We start from the raw sequence: 20,288 nt of genomic DNA on the forward strand, positions 1-20,288 counted from the left end.
GCATTCATTAATGATGGTAAGGAGATCTTAATATGATAGAACTAAAATTTTTTGACACTGCCGATTTTGAAAGGCTTATAAGTTGGATTGATTCCCCGGAGTTATTACTAAAATGGGGTGGACCAGGGTTTCATTATCCATTGGATGAGGGGCAATTAAATATATACAAGAAAAATTCGAATCACGATCATGCAGAAACTCTCGTATATAACGTTATTCACCAAAAAACTGGTGAAGTTCTTGGACACATTTCCTTAGGGAAAATAAATCGAAAAAATAGATCTGCGAGGATTGGGAAAGTATTGATCGGCTCTGAGAATATTAGAGGGCAAGGAATAGGACAACGAATGATGAAAGAAATTCTCAAAGTAGCATTCGATGAACTTCAATTACATCGTGTAAGTCTGGGAGTGTTTGACTTCAATATTGCTGCAATAATGTGTTATGAAAAAGTAGGCTTTAAAAAAGAAGGTTTACTTAGAGACACTGCAAAAAATGGAGACGAATACTGGAGTCTTTATGAAATGAGTATCTTAGAGGAAGAATGGAGGAGAAATTAAATCATGAATAAATCAAAAAAGATTTATTCATGATTGGAATTTTTCCATTGAACTAGAATCGTGATATTTTCGTTTGGAAGGCTTTATGATAACGAATAATAAAACAGTCGTCAGCACCAATGTGATAAAAGCACCACTTACAACGACATATTCAACGGAAATTAAATGAGCTGTGACAGCAAAAATAGAAGTGGTAACTATGACAAGAAAGGCTTCAACAAAACCATACATACTTCCAATACGTCCCATAACATCAACTGGAATATTATTTTGATAAAAAGTGAAAAATCCAGTGTTGGCAAAAGCATTCGCAAAGGCTAGAATAAACACCCCTAGTGATGCCATCAAGAAACTATTGGAGAAAGCAAAAATAATGTAGCCTATAGCAACCGTAAAGGAACCTAGACCGATGAGTAGAGAAATACTTAGGTTTTTGGTGAACACTACATTAATAATTGCACCCACTAGTATCCCTGCACCCGCAATACTTACGAGAAATCCATATTCCCCATCTGTCAATGAAAGGACTTCTTTTGCGAATGCCACCTCAAGGGAATCTATTGCTGTTTGCAAAACGACAAACCCACTAAACAGGAAATAGATAGTAATAACATAAATGTATTTCCGGCTAAATTCCATCACTACTTTCCAGTCTTTCTTTAACAGAGTTAAAGACATTGGCTCAATGGGTAATTTATTAATACTGTTCTTTTCCAAGTTAGGCATAAATAGTGTGACTGTAGCTGAAAAGAAAAATGCAAAGGCATTAATATAAATTGCAAGGATAGGGGAGCCACTCATAAATAATAGTCCGGTAATAGCGGGACCGATAAAAAAAGCACCCGAATCAAGTAAGCTTCTTAAAGAATTAAACTTTTGTCTTTGCTCGGTCGGTATGAGCCTTGTCATATAGCTCACCGAACAAGGTCGATAAATAGAGGAAGCCATATTTATAAAAAACACCAAGATGTAAATGACCCATAAGGAAGTATAGAAAACTGCTAAACATGTAATTAGAATGCCTTGCAGAAGATCCAACAAAATCATGAAGTGCTTTTTGTTAAGCCGGTCAATTATGCTGCCACTCCATAAATTAGTTACCAGTGTAGCTAAAGGTTTGATGATGTAAAGTAATGCCACGGCAAGAGCAGATCCTGTCATATTGAAAACAATAACATTCAAAGCAATAAAGTAGATCCACATGCCAATATTGGAAATTCCAATACCAAATAATAAGATGGAAGGATACTTCCATGGTTTCAATACTATTCTAATATTCACTAAAAAACCCCATCCCCAAGAATTTAATCTTGAGGACGAGTTTCGAAATCGCGGTGCCACCCCAGTTTATTAATATGTCACCATATTAATCTTATCAAGTACGTCAAAGGCAGAAACACCCGTGGTTTACTAGAGGTTCAAACAAATGATTATACTTTAGCTCTATAACGGGAGCTCCCGTCACATCATCCCCAGCGAAGGTTCCAATGCGACACTTAGAGGCTTGGTTCAATAAATTCATTCTTACTCCTTTTCAATTAACGGAGCTCCCTGTAAAGAACATCATTACCTACTCTTCTCTTCATTGCGTTTCAAATATTTAAAATATCTTATCATTTATAACAAATATTGTAAACAGTGTTATTTTAGAAGGGTGTTTTAGTGAAAAAGTTGGTGTATCGGGAAAGGAGCTTAAGAAAGTAAAAGGCGGAGACTTTAGCGTGTGAAGCAACGAATGAAGCCCTGCTCGTGGAAAGTGTTCTTCCGCAGTGAATTCAAGTGGCATCAAAGGCTCTGATGATATATTTAAAGATTGTTCATAACTTAGCATGCTAAAATAAGGATAGAATGAAAGAGAGGGATCTGGACTTATGAAGAACAAAAAAATTATTTTATTTGACTTAGATGGTACGCTTTCAGACCCTAAGCAAGGGATAACTTTGTCTGTTCAATATGCATTAGAAAAAATGAGTATCTTTGAACCTAACATTGACAAACTTGAATGCTTTATTGGACCACCTCTTCAGGTATCCTTTGCAGAGTATTATGGCCTTGATAAGGAAGATACACAAACAGCTGTACAATTTTTTAGAGAACGATTTGTCGAAAAAGGTATGTTTGAGAATGAATTATTCTCTGGTATAGCCTCTTTACTCAAGCAATTAAAAGACGCAAATTATAACCTCGTTGTGGCGACGTCTAAACCAACTATTTTCGCGGAAAAGATCCTTCATTATTTTGCCATCGACCATTTTTTTGAGTTAGTCGTAGGTAGTAATCTTGACGGATCACGATCTTCTAAAACAGAAATTATTCAATATATATTAGACAAATACATAGAGCATGAAAAAGGTAAGTTTATAATGGTTGGGGACCGCAAACACGATATTATTGGTGCAAATAATACAGGTATTGACTCCATTGCGGTGACATATGGATATGGTAATTTCGAAGAGTTGGAGACATCCAATCCAACAGTTATTTTAAATAGCGTAGAGGAATTACAGATAGTGCTTACCTTTAGTTAAACTAGTATTTTCTTTTTAAGGAGTTCGTAGAAAAAATAGAAGCTCCTTAAGAGCAAAACGTGTACTCGCATTAATGACAATAGTCCCTAATTCTATTTAATCGCAGAAAAGAAGAGAGGTTTTTTCCATTATATGTTAAATTTGTCTTATAGGTAATACAGAGTTTGCGAACGATTAGACATGGAAATAGTGAAAAGGTTTTAAGTTACAAATCATATTACTTTTGGGAAGGGGAATGGTGAAATGGCAACAGCAAATGACCCTATTTGGATTTTTGTTCTTTTATATGCAATATTTATAATTACGTTTATAAGTGCTATTAAAAGTCTAAATCAAAGAAAAAGAATTATTCTCTCAATCGGGATGATTGTAATCATACCAGTACAATATCTTTTACAGTTGGTTTCTTCAATTGGGCGCAGCCCAGGTGTGACTGAAATGCAGCATTTGATAAATGGTATAGCTCAATTCGATACTTGGGCAATTTTTGTCTTATTAGCATATTTATATATTGTGATTTGGTGGATAATGATCTTAAAATCGTATAAAAAATTTGGAATGCAAAATACTAATTCGACAGTATAATATTTTCTGTTCAGTAATAATTATTAATGCTTTTGCTAAGGCTATCGCTAATAAAAGAATGGAATTTTAAGTATATCTAAGAAAAACGTCTAGCGTCTTTTGTAATGATTTTGTTGATTGGTTATCATCGAAGGTTGTTTGGAAAAATTACCGCTCGCTTTCCGTGGATGATCCGCGAGCCTCCTCGAGCAAACGACGCTCTGCGGGGTCTCGCTTGGATCATTCTTCCATAGGAGTCTCGCGGATTTTTCCAAACTAGAATTTTTATAAAGGTAGTTTACATAAATGTTTCTAGACTTGAAAAAATAAGCACAACGTTTTAAAAAGGCTGTCTAAGTAGAACAAAATAACTCGAAGAAGCGAAGGCGGCGACTCCTGCGGGATAAGCAATAGCTGAAGACTCCGAGGGACGGTTTTGTCCAAGGAGGCTGAAGCATTGCCCGCGGAAAGCTTCCGCCTAGAGTGGATTCGAGATTCCCTGTTCGGTGAAAATAACTCCAATCAGAATCTATAACACTTCAGACTATTTAATTGTTTCTTAAGAACGACTTTGTATAGATAATGGTTCCATGTCCGTTAACTTTTCTTTTAATAATTTTTTAACTAGGGTTGCTGCTTTTACTTTGATATCAAGAAATACAGAAGTCTGCACGTTAAAGTTTCCAGTTGAGATGGAAGCTTTTAATTCATTAACTGTATTACACTCCTCATTAAAATCATTATAAACACTTCCGTATTGTAAGTATTGGTGAGTGTCGCTGCCTCCAACAATAGGGAGACCAACTACCTCCGCAAAATTAATTAGTTTACTTGTATAGGGTTCTTTTCCATAGGCATATAGATCCTTCCCGTTTAGATCAAAAGCATCCAGGCGTTGAAGCTGTTTGATTTCAAGATGATGGAGAGGGGTGCTCTCCCGGAATGGATGAGCTCCTATTTTTAATAATTGATAATCTTCAACAAGATTCAAAAGATCATCAAAAGGAAGAAAGGTAGTCTCGGTTGTATGATTTTCTAAAGATTTACGAATCTCTAGCACATCTTGACGGTTCCCAATCAGGATAATATGCCCATTTTCCTGAATATCTACTTCAATTCCTGGAAAAAGCTTTAATCCGTCAATCATATAATACCCTTGCTCGTACGTGTAATTCTTTTCAAGGAAATCAAAAAGATCATTCATTCGAAAGGTGTTAAAATGTTCCGTCATTGCCAGGGCTGTTAACCCGCTTGCTTTTGCCTCTTTCATCATCTCTCGGAAATAATCGGGCATAAACAGCGACTTTTTAGATATTTTTACGTGACTATGAAAATCTATTCTCATGATAAAACCTCCTGTTTTTCTAACTATTAAATATTTCCCGCAACAAACAACGTGAAGACATACAAAGCTGAAAATGCTAAGAACATGTAATCGCGAGATCGAAACGATAAATGGGCAAGCTTGATCTTTTTGACCTTCGGATGATTAAATGCATAGAAACTACCTTTCAGCTCTAACGCTTCAACTGTTGTTCTTGCCCGTTTTGCAGTACTCAACAGCAAAGGATAAAAAGATAGTACAGCGATCTTTGCAAAATAACCAATCGTACGCCAATAAAGAAAACCATGTTTCATAGGGGCCTTTCCCCGTAAACGGAAGGATAGAAATACGTGATGATATTCTTCGAGTAAACTCGGGAGCATCCGATAACCGTACGCAATACTAAAAGAGACTTGGCCGGGGACACCAATTTTTAGAAGGCCATTGCTCAATTTTTCCGGATCCATCGAACAAAAAACGGTGATACTTGCTAACGAGATGATAGATACCTTCATGGTTAAAATAATAAGCGGCAATATCACACTTAAATCACCACCAAAGAACCAAGATGCGATCAACAAATAACCACCTTGTCCTAGTAATCCTAAGCACAGAATCAGGATAATTAAAGGAGATATTTTGGCTGTGATTGTAGTTATAACCATGAATACCAGTAGCCCTATTAGTACAGGCTTATTATGAATAAACCAAGGAGCCATTCCGAAAAATAGATACCAGATAAATAGAGTACGTGGATCGAGCTTCGCTAAAAAGGTGTGACCATTCCCATAAGCAGTATTTAACAATTCAATTTTAACTTGTTCAACAGAGAGTTTTTCAGATAATTTCCGTGTATATTCCACTAGGATTCTCCTCTTTTTTTAATGCATGAACAAATTCTTCGACAGTGTAGGCGAGGGGAGACATATGTAACTTCCTGCTTAACTCTAAAATCTGAGGGGGTTTTAAACCAGCTAACTCCAGCAGGGATACGTTACTGAAAACTGATTCACGGTCTCCGTCGTGAATAACCTCCCCTTCATGTAAAACGATAATTCTGTTTGCCCATTCTGCGACAAGCTGCATGTCATGAGTCGCAATTATCACGGAAATAATTTGTTCTTTTAAAGAATCGATTAACTTCGTGATATGCTTACGAGTTGCAATATCTAGATTGGCTGTAGGTTCGTCCAGTAAAATGATAGAGGGTTCCATAGCAACGCCTATCGCTAAAGATGCTCGTCTTTGTTGACCGCCGCTCATTAAACGGCTGTCGTTATCCTGTAGATCTGTCAAGTCGAATTGGCGTAGTACATCCTCTACTATTTTTTCGTACCCAGGAACCTTTCGGGCTTTCAAATAAAACTCGACATCTTTTCTGACGCAGTCCTCAATAAACATCTCTTCAGGATTTTGATAGATGTACGTAACAGTATCTGCCAATTTTTCGGGCGAGTAATTCCTAGTATTTTTACCTTCTACATATACATTACCTTTCTCTGGTTTAACGAGACCTGTGATTAATCGCATTAACGACGACTTTCCCGCACCGTTATTCCCTACAAGGGCTACTAAATCACCGTGATGAATATCTAAATTGATGTCTTTTAAAACCTTTTTTCGTGAGCGATTTACCATTTTATAAGAGAAACTGACTTGCTTCAGTTCAACAAGTTTATCCCTTTCCGCAAGGTGAGAGTAGTTGCTCCGTGGAAATTCATCTTTATGGTTGTTTAATTGGATTGGAAACTGGTTTAAAGCTTCCTCTAATCTCACTGGTAACTCATTATTTTTAAACTGTCCGCACTGATAGGCTGCTTGGGTCACTTGTGGTGGATATATTTTGCTCGCTAACAGATGGTCTACTTCTTTTAAGGCGTCGTTCGTTTGCTTTTTCCAAATAATCTGGCCAGCATCCATTAACACAACTTGATCGCAAAACTCGGCAATAAATTCAGTATGATGTTCAATGACTATAATTGTTTTCCCATGATCTTTATTTAACATTTCTAAAATTTTATATACTTCTTCTGCATGGAAAGGATCGAGCTGAGCGACGGGTTCATCAATAATTAAGATATCAGGGTTAAGAGAAACAGCACCAGCTAAAGCGAGCTGGTGTTTCTGTCCTCCACTTAACTGCCAAACAAACTCATCATCATGACCATGCAGGCCAACTAAATCAAGTGCCCGTTTTCCTCTTTGTATGTAATCAGGAAAACCAAAATTAAGTGGTGCAAAACTCGCGTCTTCTAATACTCTTGGGCTAACTAGTTGGTTCTCAAAGTCTTGATAAACATAGCCAACATGATGTGATAGTTCGGCAACTTTATGATCCGTGGTTACTAGCCCATTAACAATGACTTGTCCTGTGAAGTCACCGACATAGTAATGAGGGATCAATCCATTTAATAATTTACAGAGTGTCGACTTTCCACTGCCGTTCCCACCTATAATTGCAAGAAACTCTCCTTTATTTATCTCTAACGAAACATCTTTTAGAACATTACTTTTTCCACCTGGATATTGAAAGTTCACTTGTTTTAACTGAATTTGTTTTGTCATGAAGAAAGTCTTTCGTTATCATTGTCATTTGAAGAATTATTTTTATTCTTGATCATGACTACTACTGTGATTAGAGCAACAAGAAAAGCCACAGCAATGCTTACCCAGATAAACCAACTACCGAAGATTTCCAGGAAATCTGCTTCCCATTCATAGTTGAATCCGGCTTCGGATAGAAACTCGAAGAAAAAAGCAGCACAAGCTAGTAAAATACCAACGACAATCAGTCTGGGGGCAATGACCTCTTTCATAGAGAATTTAATTGTATTGTTTCTTGGCTTCATTCCTAATAATGGTTCAATTTTTCCGTATAAACGAGGGACTAAATACAAAGTAGGCAGTAAGGCAAATAAGATACCAGAGAATAACACATCATTTAGAAAAGCGAATCCTTCTATCACAACCACACTTTCCGCTAATCCCGGTACAGCTTCTAGTTCTTCTACACCAATCCATACTTTTCCAATATCAACGACACTGCTAATTGCCTGATGAATGACAACACCAATAATAGCTGCTATACCAACTTGTCTTTTGTTGGTGGGATCATTAACGAGAGAACCTGCTATAAACATAGCCAATGAGAAGGCGATAAACTTCTCTAACTCGCCAAATCCACCAAATTGACCAAGCATGATTTCTCCAAAAATAACCTCTCCGAGTGCTGCTCCTATAGCTGCATATAAAGGGTGAAACAAAATACACAGTGTTAATGGTATAAAGGCAAAATACTCAATGGATAGTTCAATAGGACCTAATTGAATGGAAGGAACCAATTCTGTAATCATGTTGGATAGTCCGTACAAAGACATGGATAGAATAAACACCATCATTTTTTGCGACTGGGTCAAAACATACCGTTCTTTCATTTTACTCATTACCTAACCTCCTTTTATTTGTTACCTTCATCCTAAAACATAGCTGTTAAGCGAGTGTTAAAACAACGTTAATAGCTTGTAAACTTTTTAACGTTTTATAACATAGTGTAAAAAATCATACAAAATGCTATTCAATGATTTTTGAATCTGCTACGCTGTGACTAATTAGATGGATAGGAAACATTAATAATCTTTAGGGAGGAATTCAGAAGATGAATTTTAATTGGAATACGGAATCGCTGTCGCCCAGTCAGATGAAAGTTGCTGACTACGTTCAAAAAAATATACAACAAGTATTAATATCAACGGAGCAAGAGATTGCAACAACAGTGAAGGTTAGTATTGCTTCCGTGTCGAGATTTTGGCGATCCGTGGGGTATAAAAATTTAAAAGACTTTAAAGTGCAAATTGGTTCTCAACTTAAGATTTCTCCAGCTGGGAAAATGAAAAACGTATTGAGTAAATTAGAAGGACAAGAACTTCAATACCATACACTTAAATTTTCTGTTGATCACTTGTATAAAACGATGGAACAATTTCCGGAAGTTGCATTTAACGAGGCGGTTGATTGTTTATTGTCTGCTAAAAAAATACACTTGTATTGTCCTGGTCCCTCACGCGGGTTAGCAGAATTACTGAATTATCGTTTGTCCAGGTTTGGATTAGACTTACATACGATAGAAAAAAGCGGAAGTGAGTTACTAGAGGATATTTTGCATTTTCAAAAAGAGGATGTTGTCGTAATTTTTGGGTTTATTCGTTTGCTACCAGAAGCAAACGTCATTTTGAAACAAGCCAAACAGGTAGGTTACCAAACAATTATTATTACAGATCAGGTCGTATCTGAATTTTCTAAAGAAGCGGATGTCATACTCTTTGCAGATCGTGGGGAAGTACGGGAGTTTCATTCTATGATTGCACCTACTTTTATTATTGAAAATTTAATTATTTCGGTAGGAATGAGGAATAAAGAAGAAAATCTGAAACAGCTGGACCGTCTAAGTCAGCTTCGTAAACGTTATTCCGCAGAGTTGCCAAGGTAATCGACAGTCATCTTCCTTTTTTCATTCCATTTTTACTTGATACAAGACATGAATACAAGCATTTTGTCATTAATACCATACAGTGAATAAAGTAGTTTATGTATAGAACCGTCTTGTCTATTTAAAGGCGAGAGGAGTGAGAGAGTTGATAGGAACTGGTTTAAAATCAGGATTGGCTATTGGTGGAGGGATAGTTTCATTCATGTTTGGAGGATGGACAATGATGCTGGGGGTACTTATAGCACTTGTCGTATTGGACTATATTACTGGGTTAACAGCATCATATATAAAGGGTGATTTAAGTAGTAAGCATGGATTAAAAGGAATAGCTAAAAAAGTAATCATCTTTGCGATGGTTTCTGTAGGGAATTTTATTGACATAGCTTTAGGAAGTGGTCCATTTGTGAGAGAAGCAGTGATTATTTTTTATGTAACAAATGAAATAATAAGTGTTGTCGAAAATGTAGGAAGGGCAGGAGTACCTATACCGGAGAAACTAAGAAAAGGGATTAAAATATTGAAAAAATAACGATATAGAAAGTAAGTTTTGTTGAAGAGATTATGTTAAAATTCTCTAAAACAAGACAGCATTAACGAACCTCACTAATTTTACTTACAGAGAAGAAAAAGCCCTGCAAGGGAAGTACTTTTTCTTCTATCTTCTGTTTTTATCTTTATTTGGCCGTTAATTTAAACCCAATATTATCTAAAGCAGATTCTATATTTTTAACAGTTTTGGTGTTTAAATTCTTTAATTGAGTATTGTTCACTTCTTGTTTGGCAAATGAAGGCGAAACGCCAGTGATTACAGTGGAAATTCCCATTATTTCCAAAGCTTGTACCATGTCGAACAATACAGAAGGGAATGCATTCTCTAGAATAACTAATCCAGATAAATCGATAATGAAATGTTCGATCTGGTTTTCGGCTCCATAATTTAATACCTCCTGCATGATTAGTTTAGAACGAACCTCATCAATAACCCCTTGCACGGAAAGAATGGAAACACCTTTAGTTATTGGAATGATTGGAACACTTAAAAATCCTAAGTTATATTTTGCTCGGTCTAATTCAATAATATGGGATAAAACTCCGGCGATAGATTTTAAGTATTTTTTATCATCTTCGGTAAACTGTTTCTCTTCACGATCCATCACACATAACGTCCCAAATACATTTCCGTTAGTATCTTTTAATGTAACACCTAAAAAACCTTTGACACCTAGTAGAGAAGTGACCTCTAATTCCTTCGTCAAAGCGTCTTTCGATAAATTTTCGGTACACATGGCATCTTCTTCATTCATAATGATCAATCTGCAATAGTTATCACCGTATTCAACGCTATAGCCCTCTGGAATTATTTTTTCTTCTTTGTTAAAAGAACTAAGAACAGTCATGGCTGATTCTCCACGTTTCGTCACATAAGTTGTATTTACGTTTAGTTTTTCGCTAATTAATTCAAACATTTTTTTAGAGACATTTTTTAAGGATTGAAAATCATTTGTTGTGAGATTATATTTATTAGGCACGAGCTACCTCCAATATATATGAATATAGATTATTTAAAATTTAAAAATATAAAATAATTTTACCATATTTAAAGGATTTTGTTCAGTCGACACCCATTAAAAGTCGCAGATTTTTTGTAAATCGATAGGATTTTAAATAAAGCTTGATGAAGTTAAAGGCAGGGATTCTGGCGGGAAAGTAACGACTGAGGCTGCCACAGGAACGAGCGTAACTATGATTCAAGTTGTCTGATGGGATGTTTGGAAGAATTTTATTATAATTTCAATATAATGACAGGAAAAACCTTCGTTAATAGAGAAGTTTATTAAAACGTAAGAAACTAGTGCCGAGATTAAGGAGAGATATTTATGGACTTAAGATACCCAATTGGAGAATTCGAATTCAGGGATGACGTGACAATGGAAGTTGTTCAGACATGGATAAGTGAGATTGATATGGTACCAGTTAAATTAAGAGAAGCGGTAGATGGACTTAATGATCAGCAATTGGATACACCGTATCGTCAAGGGGGTTGGACCATTCGTCAAGTAGTTCACCATATGGCAGATAGTCATATCAATGCTTATATGCGAGTTAAATTAGCACTTACTGAAAATAAACCTACAATTATGCCTTACGAGGAAGCTAAGTGGGCAGAACTACCAGATTCAGAGATGCCTATAGATGTCTCATTAACCCTTCTTTTCGCTTTGCACCAAAGGTGGGTGACATTATTACAATCACTAGAACCTAGCGATTTAGAAAAAACTTTCTATCATCCCGAATCTGGTGAAATGAAATTAGGAATAAATATTGGAAACTACTCATGGCACGGTAGGCATCATATTTCACATATAACAACCCTTCGAGAACGCAATGGATGGTACTAGAGAAATAGATTTATACACTTCGCCATTTAAAGATGCGTTAATTACCAAGTCTCTGTGAATAAAATTCGGTAGTAAAAACCATAAAATTGTAATTAGCTGTGCGCATCTTTCTAATATTGCTTTTTCCTCTCGATCATCCCTTTTAATGATAAAGTTAAATAGCGCTACTATAAATAATTATGATAGAGGATTTGGAATTTTTACTGATCTAGGATCTTAGGAGGATGAAAATTTGTCTAATCTTAAACAAGAGTATTTTCTTGAAATAAAAGAACTACAGGACGAAATAGATAGAGTGAAACGTGAAAATGAAGCGTTAACTCGAAAACTCCAAACTTACCATGAAGTCAGTTTGCACCTTAGTGAGAGTGAAAAAAGATTTGAACAGTTATTTAACATAAGCTCGGATGCGATATATTATTTTAAAATATCCGAAAATAATATTTCAGCTGGAAAATTTATTAAGATAAATGAAGTTGCTCATCGCAGGTTAGGGTACACTCGTGAAGAAATGTTGGGAATGTCTCCTGCAGACATTGATATTCATGCGGAGGAAGAAATATATAAAATTCTTGAAGATGTTTATACCAATAGGACTTTTACTTTTGAAACCACACATGTTTGTAAGGATGGTAGCCTGATACCTGTAGAAATTATGACGGATACCTTTGATGAAAAAGGTGAGATATATTTTCTAACCGTATGTAGAAATATTAGTGATAGGAAAAAAGCGGAAAAAATAATACATAATACAAAAGAACAATATAAAAGGTTAGTTGAGTCTTCACCAAATGGTATTGCTATAATACAAGATGATAAATGGGTATATGCAAACGAAGCCGCGCTTAAGTTATTTGGGGCTAAATCCAAAGAGAATCTTCTTGGTGTAAACATTTACGATTTGCTTGATCCTATCATTCATAATGAATACAAGAAGATTACCACAAAAGATGAAGCTCCTACTAGAACAAATATATATTGGAAAACTATAGAAGGAAAAGAATTGCACACAGAAATCATTTCAATGCCTTTTACCTTTCGAGAACGATCAGCTACTCAACTTATTATTCAAGATGTCACCGAACAAAAACATGCAGAGCATATAATGATACAGGCAGAAAAAATGAATGTGATAGGTGAAATAGCAGCGGGGATCGCGCATGAAATTAGAAATCCTTTAACATCTCTGAAAGGCTTTGTGCAACTCTTTCGCGCTGGAACGGTTCCAAATCAAACATTCATAAATATTATGGAAACGGAATTAGAAAGAATTGATATCATTTCGAGTGAGTTTCTTACACTTGCTAAACCTGGAAATATTAATTTTACGTCGCTGGATTTACAAACTCTTTTAAAGGATGTTTTAGCCTTATTAGACACGGAACTATATAAACAATCTATTTTGATTGATATGAGAGTAACAACAGAGAATACTTCAGTTCGAGGCGAAATAACACAGTTGAAACAGGTTTTCATTAATCTTATAAAAAATGCCATTGAAGTAATGATAAATGGGGGAACCATTACGATTATTTTAGCGAATAGAAGTGGACGCGTTCACATTTCAATTCAAGATGAAGGAGCAGGAATGACTGATCAACAGGTAAGTCGTTTAGGAGAACCATTTTATACCACAAAAGAAACAGGCACAGGACTTGGTCTAATGGTCTCTTATACGATTATTTCTAATCATGATGGAGAGATCAGTGTTCAGAGCAAATTGAATGAAGGTACAACGTTTACCGTAAAACTACCATCAATATAAGAAATGAGTAAATTTTTCCAGGCGGTCAAATTAGAACATTGCAGAACTCGTACCGCTAGAATCGGACACTGTCTTTGGCAACGCCCCGTTCTCTTCAATGAAACGGTATTGTGTGCTCCTCAAAGAAACACTCTTTTTTAGTAATTTCTTGCGCATAAAAAATTAAATTAATAGAAAAAGAAGCTGAACGGAACTCAGCTTCTTTCGAATCTATTTTGATAATTTTAAAGCAGCTTCTGCAACTCGTTTTCCATAGTCTTTTCCTAGTTGCATTTCAGGATCACTTGCTTTGTTCATTGGTGAATCTTGTGAAGACTCGACAGGAATAACTGCTGTTGCACCATAGGGCGTGCCGTATTTTATTCTATTCTCGTCTAATGGACCGGTGTTTGATACAAAAATCATTCCGTGATGTTGCATTGGCGTTTGAAGGGCACGACAAATGTTTTCCACACCACCATGCTGAGTGGAAGTTGTTCCAAATACACCGCCAACCTTTCCCTGGAGTCCACCAGTAAACCATAACTGGCCTAGTTTTGAAAGAAAAGTTGCCATTTTCAAGTTGGGCTCGCCAAAGTAACCTGAAGATCCCCACATAATAGCTCCTGCATCTTTTAAATCATCAGGGTCCGTTTCCTCGACTGCTTGTAGAAAAACTTCCGTGTTTTCAACTTGTTTTGCGCCATCTGCAAGTGCAGTTGCAAAATCCTTAGTATGACCGTTCATACTTGCATGTAAGACATATACCTTCAAAATAAAGGCCTCCTTTGTGAAATTAATACAATTGAATTATTAGCTAAAACAGGTTAATTTATACTAATATCGTTACTGAAAAAGAAGGTATCAAGAAATTTTAAACGAATAAAACTCAGAATAGAGACTATATCTTCATGAAGCTATCTTTCTCAGCAGAGTCTCAGATACAAACTAGGTGATAAAAAAATAAATGAAACTTTTCAAGGAGAGAGGATGAGAGAGTATGATTTCCATGAGTAAAAATAAATGGATATTTCTTATCGCATTAACTTTAGTTTTCATTTTAGTGTTTTTTTCTGTGTATCATGCTTGGATCAGATTGCTGGAGAACTTGGTAAATTTTTAATTGGTCGAGGTTCGGGCTTTAAGGTCATTAGACTCCATAGCTTATTAGTTTACACTCGGTTAACTATTGGTGATTTATAGTTACAGGTGGAAACAAGATGATACTGTAATAAGTCATAGGTGAAGATACAATATCACTCAAGGATACATAACTTCTGAACATACATTTAAAGGGGGATACGAAATGAAAGATTTAAAGGTTTTTACAGCAGTTATTTTTATAGTTTGTCTTTTTATTGGGATAGGTTTATCTATGCTTTTAGATAACTCAGAAAAAATACTTCAAACTTTAGATGGAGAAGAGTTCGGTTTTTTAGTGGATCATCAAGAAATAGAATCTAGCATTTTTGATGCAGCATTTGATGCATCTTTTCACGCTCGAGTGAATGTGGCATTTCCCGACGAGATAAGAACTGTCACCTCTTTGATTAACATATACGAGGAAGGTGAGCATGTAGCTCAATATCCGTCGGGGGCACTTATATTCGATGATGATTTTCTATTCGAAGGGGACTATGTCGATTTTGCAACTGGTGGAATGAACAACCTGGAAGAAAATGATGACGGATATTATTGGACTCAAGTCATTAAAGTCACCGACGGGAGTCTAAGAAGTGGGGTAGACTTGCGCAATGAAGGAGATTTAGAAATGTGGACGCGGCAAGATAGTGTAGCTGTGAAAGATGCAGAACCTGTTATCTATGGAATCGGGGTGATAGAGGGTACAGGAGAGATGCAATCTGGTTATGAAAACCGTGAAGAATTTGAAGAATGGGCCGAGTCTCAGGGGAAAGTGATTACAATGGAATTGCTGATTTCATCAGAGAAAGAAGAATTAGAAACATGGGATCTGAGATAGAATAGGATGTAAAATAATATAGGCTTTTCCTGAGGAAGTCTATTTTCCGATTGTTTGCTTGAAAAGCCAGGGAGCATTTATTGAGCATTGACAAATTAGCGCAAAAAACATATATTCATATTGTTAACCTGTATTTTATATCGGTTAACAATAGAGTTGCTTTATTGTTAATATCGATATCAGTCTATTAAACTTTAAAGGATTGATAATATGCACACATATCGGGGGTAACTAAATGGAAAAATGGAAGGAACTAGCACAGCATGTATTAAATGATGGAGAGATAATGAATTCAGAAGCACTTTCAATTTTAGAGTGTCCAGATGAAGATATCCTCTTACTCATGCATGATAGCTTTCAAATTAGAAAAAAATATTATGGCAAGAAAGTAAAGCTTAATATGATTATGAATGCAAAATCGGGCTTATGCCCAGAAAATTGTGGGTATTGTTCTCAATCCTCTATTGCAGAATCACCAATTGAAAGCTATAGAATGAGAGACAAAAAATTGCTTGTTGAAGGGGCAAAGCAGGCACATAAGCTGAATATAGGCACATACTGTATTGTTGCTAGTGGCAGAGGTCCCTCAAATAAGGAAGTCGATCAAGTAGTGGAAGCGGTAAAAGAAATAAAAAATACATATGGGTTGAAAATATGTGCCTGTTTAGGTCTATTAAAGCCCGAGCAAGCAAAGCGCCTCAAAGAAGCCGGCGTAGATCGATACAATCATAATATAAATACGTCAGCGAGCCATCACTCTAATATTACGACTTCTCATACTTATGATAACCGAGTCAATACAATTACTATTGCTAAAGAATCAGGTATGTCTCCATGCTCAGGTGTGATAATAGGAATGAAGGAAGAAAAACAAGATGTAGTAGATATGGCAACTAGTTTAAAGACACTTGATGCAGATTCAATCCCAATTAACTTTTTACATGCGATTGATTGAACCCTGCTAGAAGGTGTAAACGAGCTTAATCCAATGTATTGTTTAAAAGTACTGGCTTTATTTCGTTTCATTAATCCGACTAAGGAAATTAGAATTGCCGGGGGGCGAGAGGTCAATCTTCGTTCCTTACAACCTTTAGGATTATACGCAGCGAATTCTATTTTTGTCGGAGACTATTTAACAACAGATGGTCAAGAAGAAACGGAAGACCATAAAATGTTAGAAGATTTAGGATTTGAAGTAGAGTCGGTAAAAGAAATGAAAGAAAGCATGTTTTCTTAATTCATAACCAGTAAAAGATCTCTTACGTTCACCTTCAAGATGTTCCTTTCATATAATTTTGGGAGGAGGTGGGTATATGAGGAGAAGTTTATTTTGGGGTGTGGATTCTGCAGCAATTGCTGATCAAACATTGCTTAATTGTGTGGTCACTAACTTTGGTCAACCTGATTTTTGGGGAAGGTACCTTACGACAGTTCCAAATGTGAATGAAGGATTAAGCAAAGAAGAAATCACGTTTATGCGAAATAAGGGGATTAAGTTACTTCCAATATACAATAATTTTCAAGAAGCTATAGGGTACTCAACAGGAAGAGTAGCGGCACGAAATGCTATCTTTAATGCTCAACGATTAGGAATAAATAATGATACGTTTATTTTCGCGAATGTAGAGAATTTTTTCAACATCGATGCTGACTGGTTAATGGGATGGGCAGATGCATTTGATGAAAGTAGTTTCCGGCCAGGGTATTATAACGACCCGGTAGAAGGAGATTTTAACGAAGCATTCTGTCAAGCACAGGAACAAAATGAAAATGTCAGGAATCAAACGGTTTTATGGAGTGCAGAACCTGAACCAGGTGTTACTAGGAAAAGGGATATCCCGGCGTATAACCCTGAAAGTCCAACATGTGGCGGCAATGTATGGGCTTGGCAATATGGGCGAGATGCTGAGATATGCCCAATAGACACTGTTCTTATGGAAGCTCAGCTTTTCAATAGTTTGTCTTGATCATTTGTGTAAAAAAATATTCATGTGGAGGAGCGTCTTAATATTTATAAGCATGCTCCTTTAATTAGTTATGAATGATTCTATGGAAACAAAAAATACAAATAGAGAAATGCCAATATTTATATATCCCCAGTAATAACGCTTCTTTCTAAGTTCACCTAATCCCGATAACAATAAAGTAATCCCTAAGAAAAACAATAAAAGAGGCATTAAATGAAAATTTTGTGATATAAGGCTATAACTTCCTAAACAAAGTACAATGATTGCAGAAACAGCAGCATATAGTTTTAAAAACATGATCTCACCTTCCATAAGTTATTCATAGTCTTTACTATCAGATTAACATAACGTAGTAGTTAATTCAGTGACTTCCATATTTTAGCTGGAAATAAATTATATTTAAACATGTCGATTCCTTTGATATTATAGCTTAAATACTGTAGTTTGTTAGAATAGAGCTATTTGCAGTACTTAATGAATTAACTTGTATTTATTTTAAATATTATAAGGAAAGAATAGGAGTTTTAAAAGGATGTATGGATTTAAAATTGTAGATAAACTAGAAAAAATAGATGAAGATATCCGAAGAGATCAACTAAAATACCATTCAAAAAGGGTGTTGGTTAGTAAAGAATTCACTTTCGATGCTGCGCACCACTTGCACTGTTATGAGGGGAAATGTAAGAATTTACACGGTCACACATATACAGCGATTTTTGGAATTAGCGGATTTGTTGATGAGACAGGTTTAATGATGGATTTTGGCGATATTAAAGATATATGGAAAAAGGAAATTGAAATTCATTTAGATCATCGCTATTTGAATGAAACACTTCCTGCAATGAATACAACAGCAGAAAATATGGTGGTTTGGATATATGAAAAAATGGCTGAATCACTGTTAAAGCCGGAGAATAAGAAAAAATATGAAGGCGGTAGACTAGAATTTGTTCGGTTGTTCGAAACTCCTACGAGTTATGCAGAAGCAAGACGGGAGTGGATGGAAAATGAGTAAGATTCCTGTGTTAGAAATTTTCGGACCTACTATTCAAGGCGAAGGAATGGTCATTGGAAAGAAAACGATGTTTATTCGAACTGCTGGCTGTGACTATTCCTGTGTATGGTGTGACTCAGCGTTTACTTGGGATGGTTCTGCAAAAAATGACATTGTTCAAATGTCAGCCGAGGAAATTTGGCTGAAGTTAAAGGAAACAGGTAATGACCGCTTTTCTCACGTAACGATTTCAGGAGGTAATCCAGCTTTATTGAGGCATCTTGATAAAGTTATCCATCTGCTAAAAGAAAACAATATATCCATTGCTTTAGAAACACAAGGAAGCAGGTGGCAGGATTGGTTTTTGCACATTGATGACCTGACAATTTCCCCAAAGCCGCCAAGTTCAGAAATGAAGACAGATTATACTGTATTAGATCACATTATAAAACAACTCAAGGATTCTAACAGATTCCCAAATACAAGTTTGAAAGTAGTTATATTTAATGACGAAGATCTTCTCTACGCTAAAGGTATCACGAAAAGGTATCCCTTATTACCACTTTATTTACAAGTAGGCAACGAAGATGTTTCAACTGAAAATACAACAAAATTAACGGAAGTACTACTCCATCATTACGAAGATCTAATTGATAAAGTTGTATCTGATAAGGAACTAAATGAAGCAAGAGTTTTACCGCAATTACATACACTGGTTTGGGGCAATAAAAGAGGAGTTTAATGTTTTTGTTGGATTTCAAATAGTAGTTGACGTGAACTAGAGGTAAGGCGAGCGATAAAGTTTTCTTATAAGTCTTTTTCTTCATATACATAGAAGAAAAATATGGTCATATATATTAATAATACGGTCATTCATAAATATCTTGTTCGGAATCCGAATGTAAGAAAATCTGTTTATAAAAGAAAGGAAGGGGGTAATTGTTAAATAAGCATCTAGATGTAGCAATGTATTGATCTCATCCAACATGGAATGTAGAAAAGTAACTGCAGTCAGACTTGATTTAAAATAATAATTAGGAGATGGTAGTATGTCACCCGTTTTAGCAGTTATTTTGGGGATTGCCGTTCTAGTGATATTATTATTCGTAATTACCAAGTCGATCAAGGGAAACCGTTCAAAGAGTGCAGATGATTCTGTCCTATCACAAAACAATTGCAGTGAATGTGACTTTACGATACCAGATAATTATTCCAAGGCTTTATGTCCGAATTGTAAAACATTTATAGCTAAGTAATTTTCATTTAATCATTCATTATATGTAAAAAGCATTCACAAATTAAGCCAGTGAATGCTTTTTTGTATGGAGATTAAAAACTGGGTAAATTATCGAGATTATTATCTTTAGAACCATCCGGCTCACTTCGAATAATATCTCTACCGTAGCGATGGAATACATCTATATGAGCAAGATTGCCTGATTTAGCTTCCTCTAAAGCACTCACGTAGTCTAACTCCTTGCCAGACTCTGTTTTGAATGCAATGATATCATCATCCTCATTTTTTCTTACGGCGACGATCTGTTCCTGAGTGGAATTAACATTCTCAGGATAGTCGTTTGTATTGTTAGCTCCCTGCGTTTTGTATTGATTGTAAATGTCTTCGAAATTTTTTGAATCCATGGTATCAAACCTCCTTATGAGATAGTATCTTTTTTTACTATAAAAAATATGTACATTCACTTTTCGGAAAGAGTATATAGAAGGATTATAAAAAGCTGTT

General features: G+C 35.7%; 21 protein-coding genes and 1 pseudogene. 13 read left to right on the forward strand and 9 right to left on the reverse strand.

Annotated elements, in window-relative coordinates; genetic code table 11:
* Nucleotides 1–32 precede the first annotated feature (32 nt).
* Entirely contained in the window at nt 33–560 is a 528-nt protein-coding gene (locus tag CEF18_RS04325; protein ID WP_110935366.1) for a GNAT family N-acetyltransferase, read from the forward strand.
* A gap of 27 nt (nt 561–587) precedes the next feature.
* Here CEF18_RS04325 and CEF18_RS04330 read toward each other — a convergent pair whose 3' ends face one another.
* Nucleotides 588–1,835, reverse strand: a complete 1,248-nt coding sequence (locus CEF18_RS04330; protein ID WP_110937580.1) for an MFS transporter — start codon at nt 1,833–1,835, stop codon at nt 588–590.
* Between the two features lie 596 nt (nt 1,836–2,431).
* On the opposite strand from CEF18_RS04330, the gene CEF18_RS04335 reads away from it, so the two are divergent.
* Nucleotides 2,432–3,088 carry an HAD family hydrolase gene (locus tag CEF18_RS04335; RefSeq protein WP_110935367.1) on the forward strand — a complete coding sequence of 219 codons (657 nt, stop codon included), beginning with the start codon at nt 2,432–2,434 and terminating at the stop codon, nt 3,086–3,088.
* Nucleotides 3,089–3,331: 243 nt separating this feature from the next.
* Nucleotides 3,332–3,673: a hypothetical protein gene (locus tag CEF18_RS04340; RefSeq protein WP_110935368.1), complete on the forward strand. Its 342-nt coding sequence runs from the start codon at nt 3,332–3,334 to the stop codon at nt 3,671–3,673.
* Nucleotides 3,674–4,211: 538 nt separating this feature from the next.
* Here CEF18_RS04340 and CEF18_RS04345 read toward each other — a convergent pair.
* Genes CEF18_RS04345 through CEF18_RS04360 form a run of 4 tightly spaced genes read right to left on the reverse strand, consistent with a single transcriptional unit; the run spans nt 4,212 to nt 8,419 of the window.
* Nucleotides 4,212–4,997 carry a PHP domain-containing protein gene (locus tag CEF18_RS04345; RefSeq protein WP_110935369.1) on the reverse strand — a complete coding sequence of 262 codons (786 nt, stop codon included), beginning with the start codon at nt 4,995–4,997 and terminating at the stop codon, nt 4,212–4,214.
* Between the two features lie 26 nt (nt 4,998–5,023).
* Nucleotides 5,024–5,839, reverse strand: a complete 816-nt coding sequence (locus tag CEF18_RS04350) for an energy-coupling factor transporter transmembrane component T family protein (protein WP_110935370.1) — start codon at nt 5,837–5,839, stop codon at nt 5,024–5,026.
* Entirely contained in the window at nt 5,814–7,541 is a 1,728-nt protein-coding gene (locus tag CEF18_RS04355; RefSeq protein ID WP_110935371.1) for an ABC transporter ATP-binding protein, read from the reverse strand. The genes CEF18_RS04350 and CEF18_RS04355 overlap by 26 nt, the downstream gene beginning before the upstream one ends.
* On the reverse strand, nt 7,538–8,419 hold the full coding sequence (locus tag CEF18_RS04360; RefSeq protein ID WP_110935372.1) for a cell division protein FtsQ: 882 nt from the start codon (nt 8,417–8,419) through the stop codon (nt 7,538–7,540). Before CEF18_RS04360 ends, CEF18_RS04355 begins: the two co-directional genes overlap by 4 nt.
* 212 nt (nt 8,420–8,631) lie before the next feature.
* Here CEF18_RS04360 and CEF18_RS04365 point away from each other — a divergent pair, with 212 nt between their 5' ends.
* Both CEF18_RS04365 and CEF18_RS04370 read left to right on the forward strand, forming a co-directional pair.
* Nucleotides 8,632–9,462: a MurR/RpiR family transcriptional regulator gene (locus tag CEF18_RS04365; protein WP_110935373.1), complete on the forward strand. Its 831-nt coding sequence runs from the start codon at nt 8,632–8,634 to the stop codon at nt 9,460–9,462.
* A 145-nt stretch (nt 9,463–9,607) separates the two neighbouring features.
* Complete coding sequence (locus CEF18_RS04370; protein ID WP_223292225.1) at nt 9,608–9,991, forward strand: phage holin family protein; 384 nt, start codon at nt 9,608–9,610, stop codon at nt 9,989–9,991.
* 145 nt (nt 9,992–10,136) lie between these two features.
* On the opposite strand, the gene CEF18_RS04375 is transcribed toward CEF18_RS04370, so the two are convergent.
* Nucleotides 10,137–10,991 (reverse strand): STAS domain-containing protein, encoded by an 855-nt coding sequence (locus tag CEF18_RS04375; protein ID WP_223292226.1) that lies wholly within the window; start codon nt 10,989–10,991, stop codon nt 10,137–10,139.
* Nucleotides 10,992–11,339: 348 nt separating this feature from the next.
* On the opposite strand from CEF18_RS04375, the gene CEF18_RS04380 reads away from it, so the two are divergent.
* Both CEF18_RS04380 and CEF18_RS04385 read left to right on the forward strand, forming a co-directional pair.
* Complete coding sequence (locus tag CEF18_RS04380; protein WP_110935374.1) at nt 11,340–11,861, forward strand: YfiT family bacillithiol transferase; 522 nt, start codon at nt 11,340–11,342, stop codon at nt 11,859–11,861.
* Between the two features lie 232 nt (nt 11,862–12,093).
* Nucleotides 12,094–13,626, forward strand: a complete 1,533-nt coding sequence (locus CEF18_RS04385; protein WP_110935375.1) for a PAS domain-containing sensor histidine kinase — start codon at nt 12,094–12,096, stop codon at nt 13,624–13,626.
* Between the two features lie 210 nt (nt 13,627–13,836).
* Here the strand turns inward: CEF18_RS04385 and CEF18_RS04390 are convergent, their stop codons facing one another.
* Complete coding sequence (locus CEF18_RS04390; RefSeq protein ID WP_110935376.1) at nt 13,837–14,379, reverse strand: flavodoxin domain-containing protein; 543 nt, start codon at nt 14,377–14,379, stop codon at nt 13,837–13,839.
* Between the two features lie 532 nt (nt 14,380–14,911).
* Here CEF18_RS04390 and CEF18_RS04395 point away from each other — a divergent pair.
* The 3 genes and pseudogenes from CEF18_RS04395 (at nt 14,912) to CEF18_RS04405 (ending at nt 17,553) form a co-directional block, all read left to right on the forward strand.
* Nucleotides 14,912–15,586 (forward strand): hypothetical protein, encoded by a 675-nt coding sequence (locus CEF18_RS04395; protein WP_110935377.1) that lies wholly within the window; start codon nt 14,912–14,914, stop codon nt 15,584–15,586.
* A 235-nt stretch (nt 15,587–15,821) separates the two neighbouring features.
* A pseudogene (gene bioB, locus CEF18_RS04400) lies at nt 15,822–16,823 on the forward strand (biotin synthase BioB).
* 76 nt (nt 16,824–16,899) lie between these two features.
* A complete protein-coding gene (locus tag CEF18_RS04405; protein ID WP_110935378.1) occupies nt 16,900–17,553 on the forward strand; it encodes a glycoside hydrolase domain-containing protein in 654 nt (217 codons plus the stop codon).
* Between the two features lie 60 nt (nt 17,554–17,613).
* Here the strand turns inward: CEF18_RS04405 and CEF18_RS04410 are convergent, their stop codons facing one another.
* Nucleotides 17,614–17,850: a DUF3953 domain-containing protein gene (locus CEF18_RS04410; RefSeq protein WP_110935379.1), complete on the reverse strand. Its 237-nt coding sequence runs from the start codon at nt 17,848–17,850 to the stop codon at nt 17,614–17,616.
* Nucleotides 17,851–18,085: 235 nt separating this feature from the next.
* Between CEF18_RS04410 and queD the strand changes: the two genes are divergently transcribed.
* From queD to CEF18_RS04425, 3 genes are all read left to right on the forward strand, one after another.
* Nucleotides 18,086–18,568, forward strand: a complete 483-nt coding sequence (queD, locus tag CEF18_RS04415; RefSeq protein WP_110935380.1) for a 6-carboxytetrahydropterin synthase QueD — start codon at nt 18,086–18,088, stop codon at nt 18,566–18,568.
* Nucleotides 18,561–19,289, forward strand: a complete 729-nt coding sequence (queE, locus tag CEF18_RS04420) for a 7-carboxy-7-deazaguanine synthase QueE (protein ID WP_110935381.1) — start codon at nt 18,561–18,563, stop codon at nt 19,287–19,289. The genes queD and queE overlap by 8 nt, the downstream gene beginning before the upstream one ends.
* Nucleotides 19,290–19,596: 307 nt before the next feature.
* Nucleotides 19,597–19,803 carry a hypothetical protein gene (locus CEF18_RS04425; RefSeq protein ID WP_110935382.1) on the forward strand — a complete coding sequence of 69 codons (207 nt, stop codon included), beginning with the start codon at nt 19,597–19,599 and terminating at the stop codon, nt 19,801–19,803.
* Nucleotides 19,804–19,876: 73 nt separating this feature from the next.
* Here CEF18_RS04425 and CEF18_RS04430 read toward each other — a convergent pair whose 3' ends face one another.
* Complete coding sequence (locus tag CEF18_RS04430; protein WP_110935383.1) at nt 19,877–20,188, reverse strand: DUF3892 domain-containing protein; 312 nt, start codon at nt 20,186–20,188, stop codon at nt 19,877–19,879.
* Between the last annotated feature and the right edge of the window lie 100 nt (nt 20,189–20,288).

The sequence above is a fragment of the Salipaludibacillus neizhouensis genome (assembly GCF_002886185.1).
Classification (GTDB): Bacteria; Bacillota; Bacilli; order Bacillales; family Salisediminibacteriaceae; genus Salipaludibacillus; species Salipaludibacillus neizhouensis.

Coding starts and splice junctions, on each gene's coding strand:
- CEF18_RS04325 (WP_110935366.1), top strand. CDS start 33: ATGATAGAACTAAAATTTTTTGACACTGCCGATTTTGAAAGGCTTATA.
- CEF18_RS04335 (WP_110935367.1), top strand. CDS start 2,432: ATGAAGAACAAAAAAATTATTTTATTTGACTTAGATGGTACGCTTTCA.
- CEF18_RS04340 (WP_110935368.1), top strand. CDS start 3,332: ATGGCAACAGCAAATGACCCTATTTGGATTTTTGTTCTTTTATATGCA.
- CEF18_RS04345 (WP_110935369.1), bottom strand. CDS start 4,997: ATGAGAATAGATTTTCATAGTCACGTAAAAATATCTAAAAAGTCGCTG.
- CEF18_RS04355 (WP_110935371.1), bottom strand. CDS start 7,541: ATGACAAAACAAATTCAGTTAAAACAAGTGAACTTTCAATATCCAGGT.
- CEF18_RS04360 (WP_110935372.1), bottom strand. CDS start 8,419: ATGAGTAAAATGAAAGAACGGTATGTTTTGACCCAGTCGCAAAAAATG.
- CEF18_RS04365 (WP_110935373.1), top strand. CDS start 8,632: ATGAATTTTAATTGGAATACGGAATCGCTGTCGCCCAGTCAGATGAAA.
- CEF18_RS04380 (WP_110935374.1), top strand. CDS start 11,340: ATGGACTTAAGATACCCAATTGGAGAATTCGAATTCAGGGATGACGTG.
- CEF18_RS04395 (WP_110935377.1), top strand. CDS start 14,912: ATGAAAGATTTAAAGGTTTTTACAGCAGTTATTTTTATAGTTTGTCTT.
- CEF18_RS04405 (WP_110935378.1), top strand. CDS start 16,900: ATGAGGAGAAGTTTATTTTGGGGTGTGGATTCTGCAGCAATTGCTGAT.
- CEF18_RS04410 (WP_110935379.1), bottom strand. CDS start 17,850: ATGTTTTTAAAACTATATGCTGCTGTTTCTGCAATCATTGTACTTTGT.
- queD (WP_110935380.1), top strand. CDS start 18,086: ATGTATGGATTTAAAATTGTAGATAAACTAGAAAAAATAGATGAAGAT.
- queE (WP_110935381.1), top strand. CDS start 18,561: ATGAGTAAGATTCCTGTGTTAGAAATTTTCGGACCTACTATTCAAGGC.
- CEF18_RS04425 (WP_110935382.1), top strand. CDS start 19,597: ATGTCACCCGTTTTAGCAGTTATTTTGGGGATTGCCGTTCTAGTGATA.
- CEF18_RS04430 (WP_110935383.1), bottom strand. CDS start 20,188: ATGGATTCAAAAAATTTCGAAGACATTTACAATCAATACAAAACGCAG.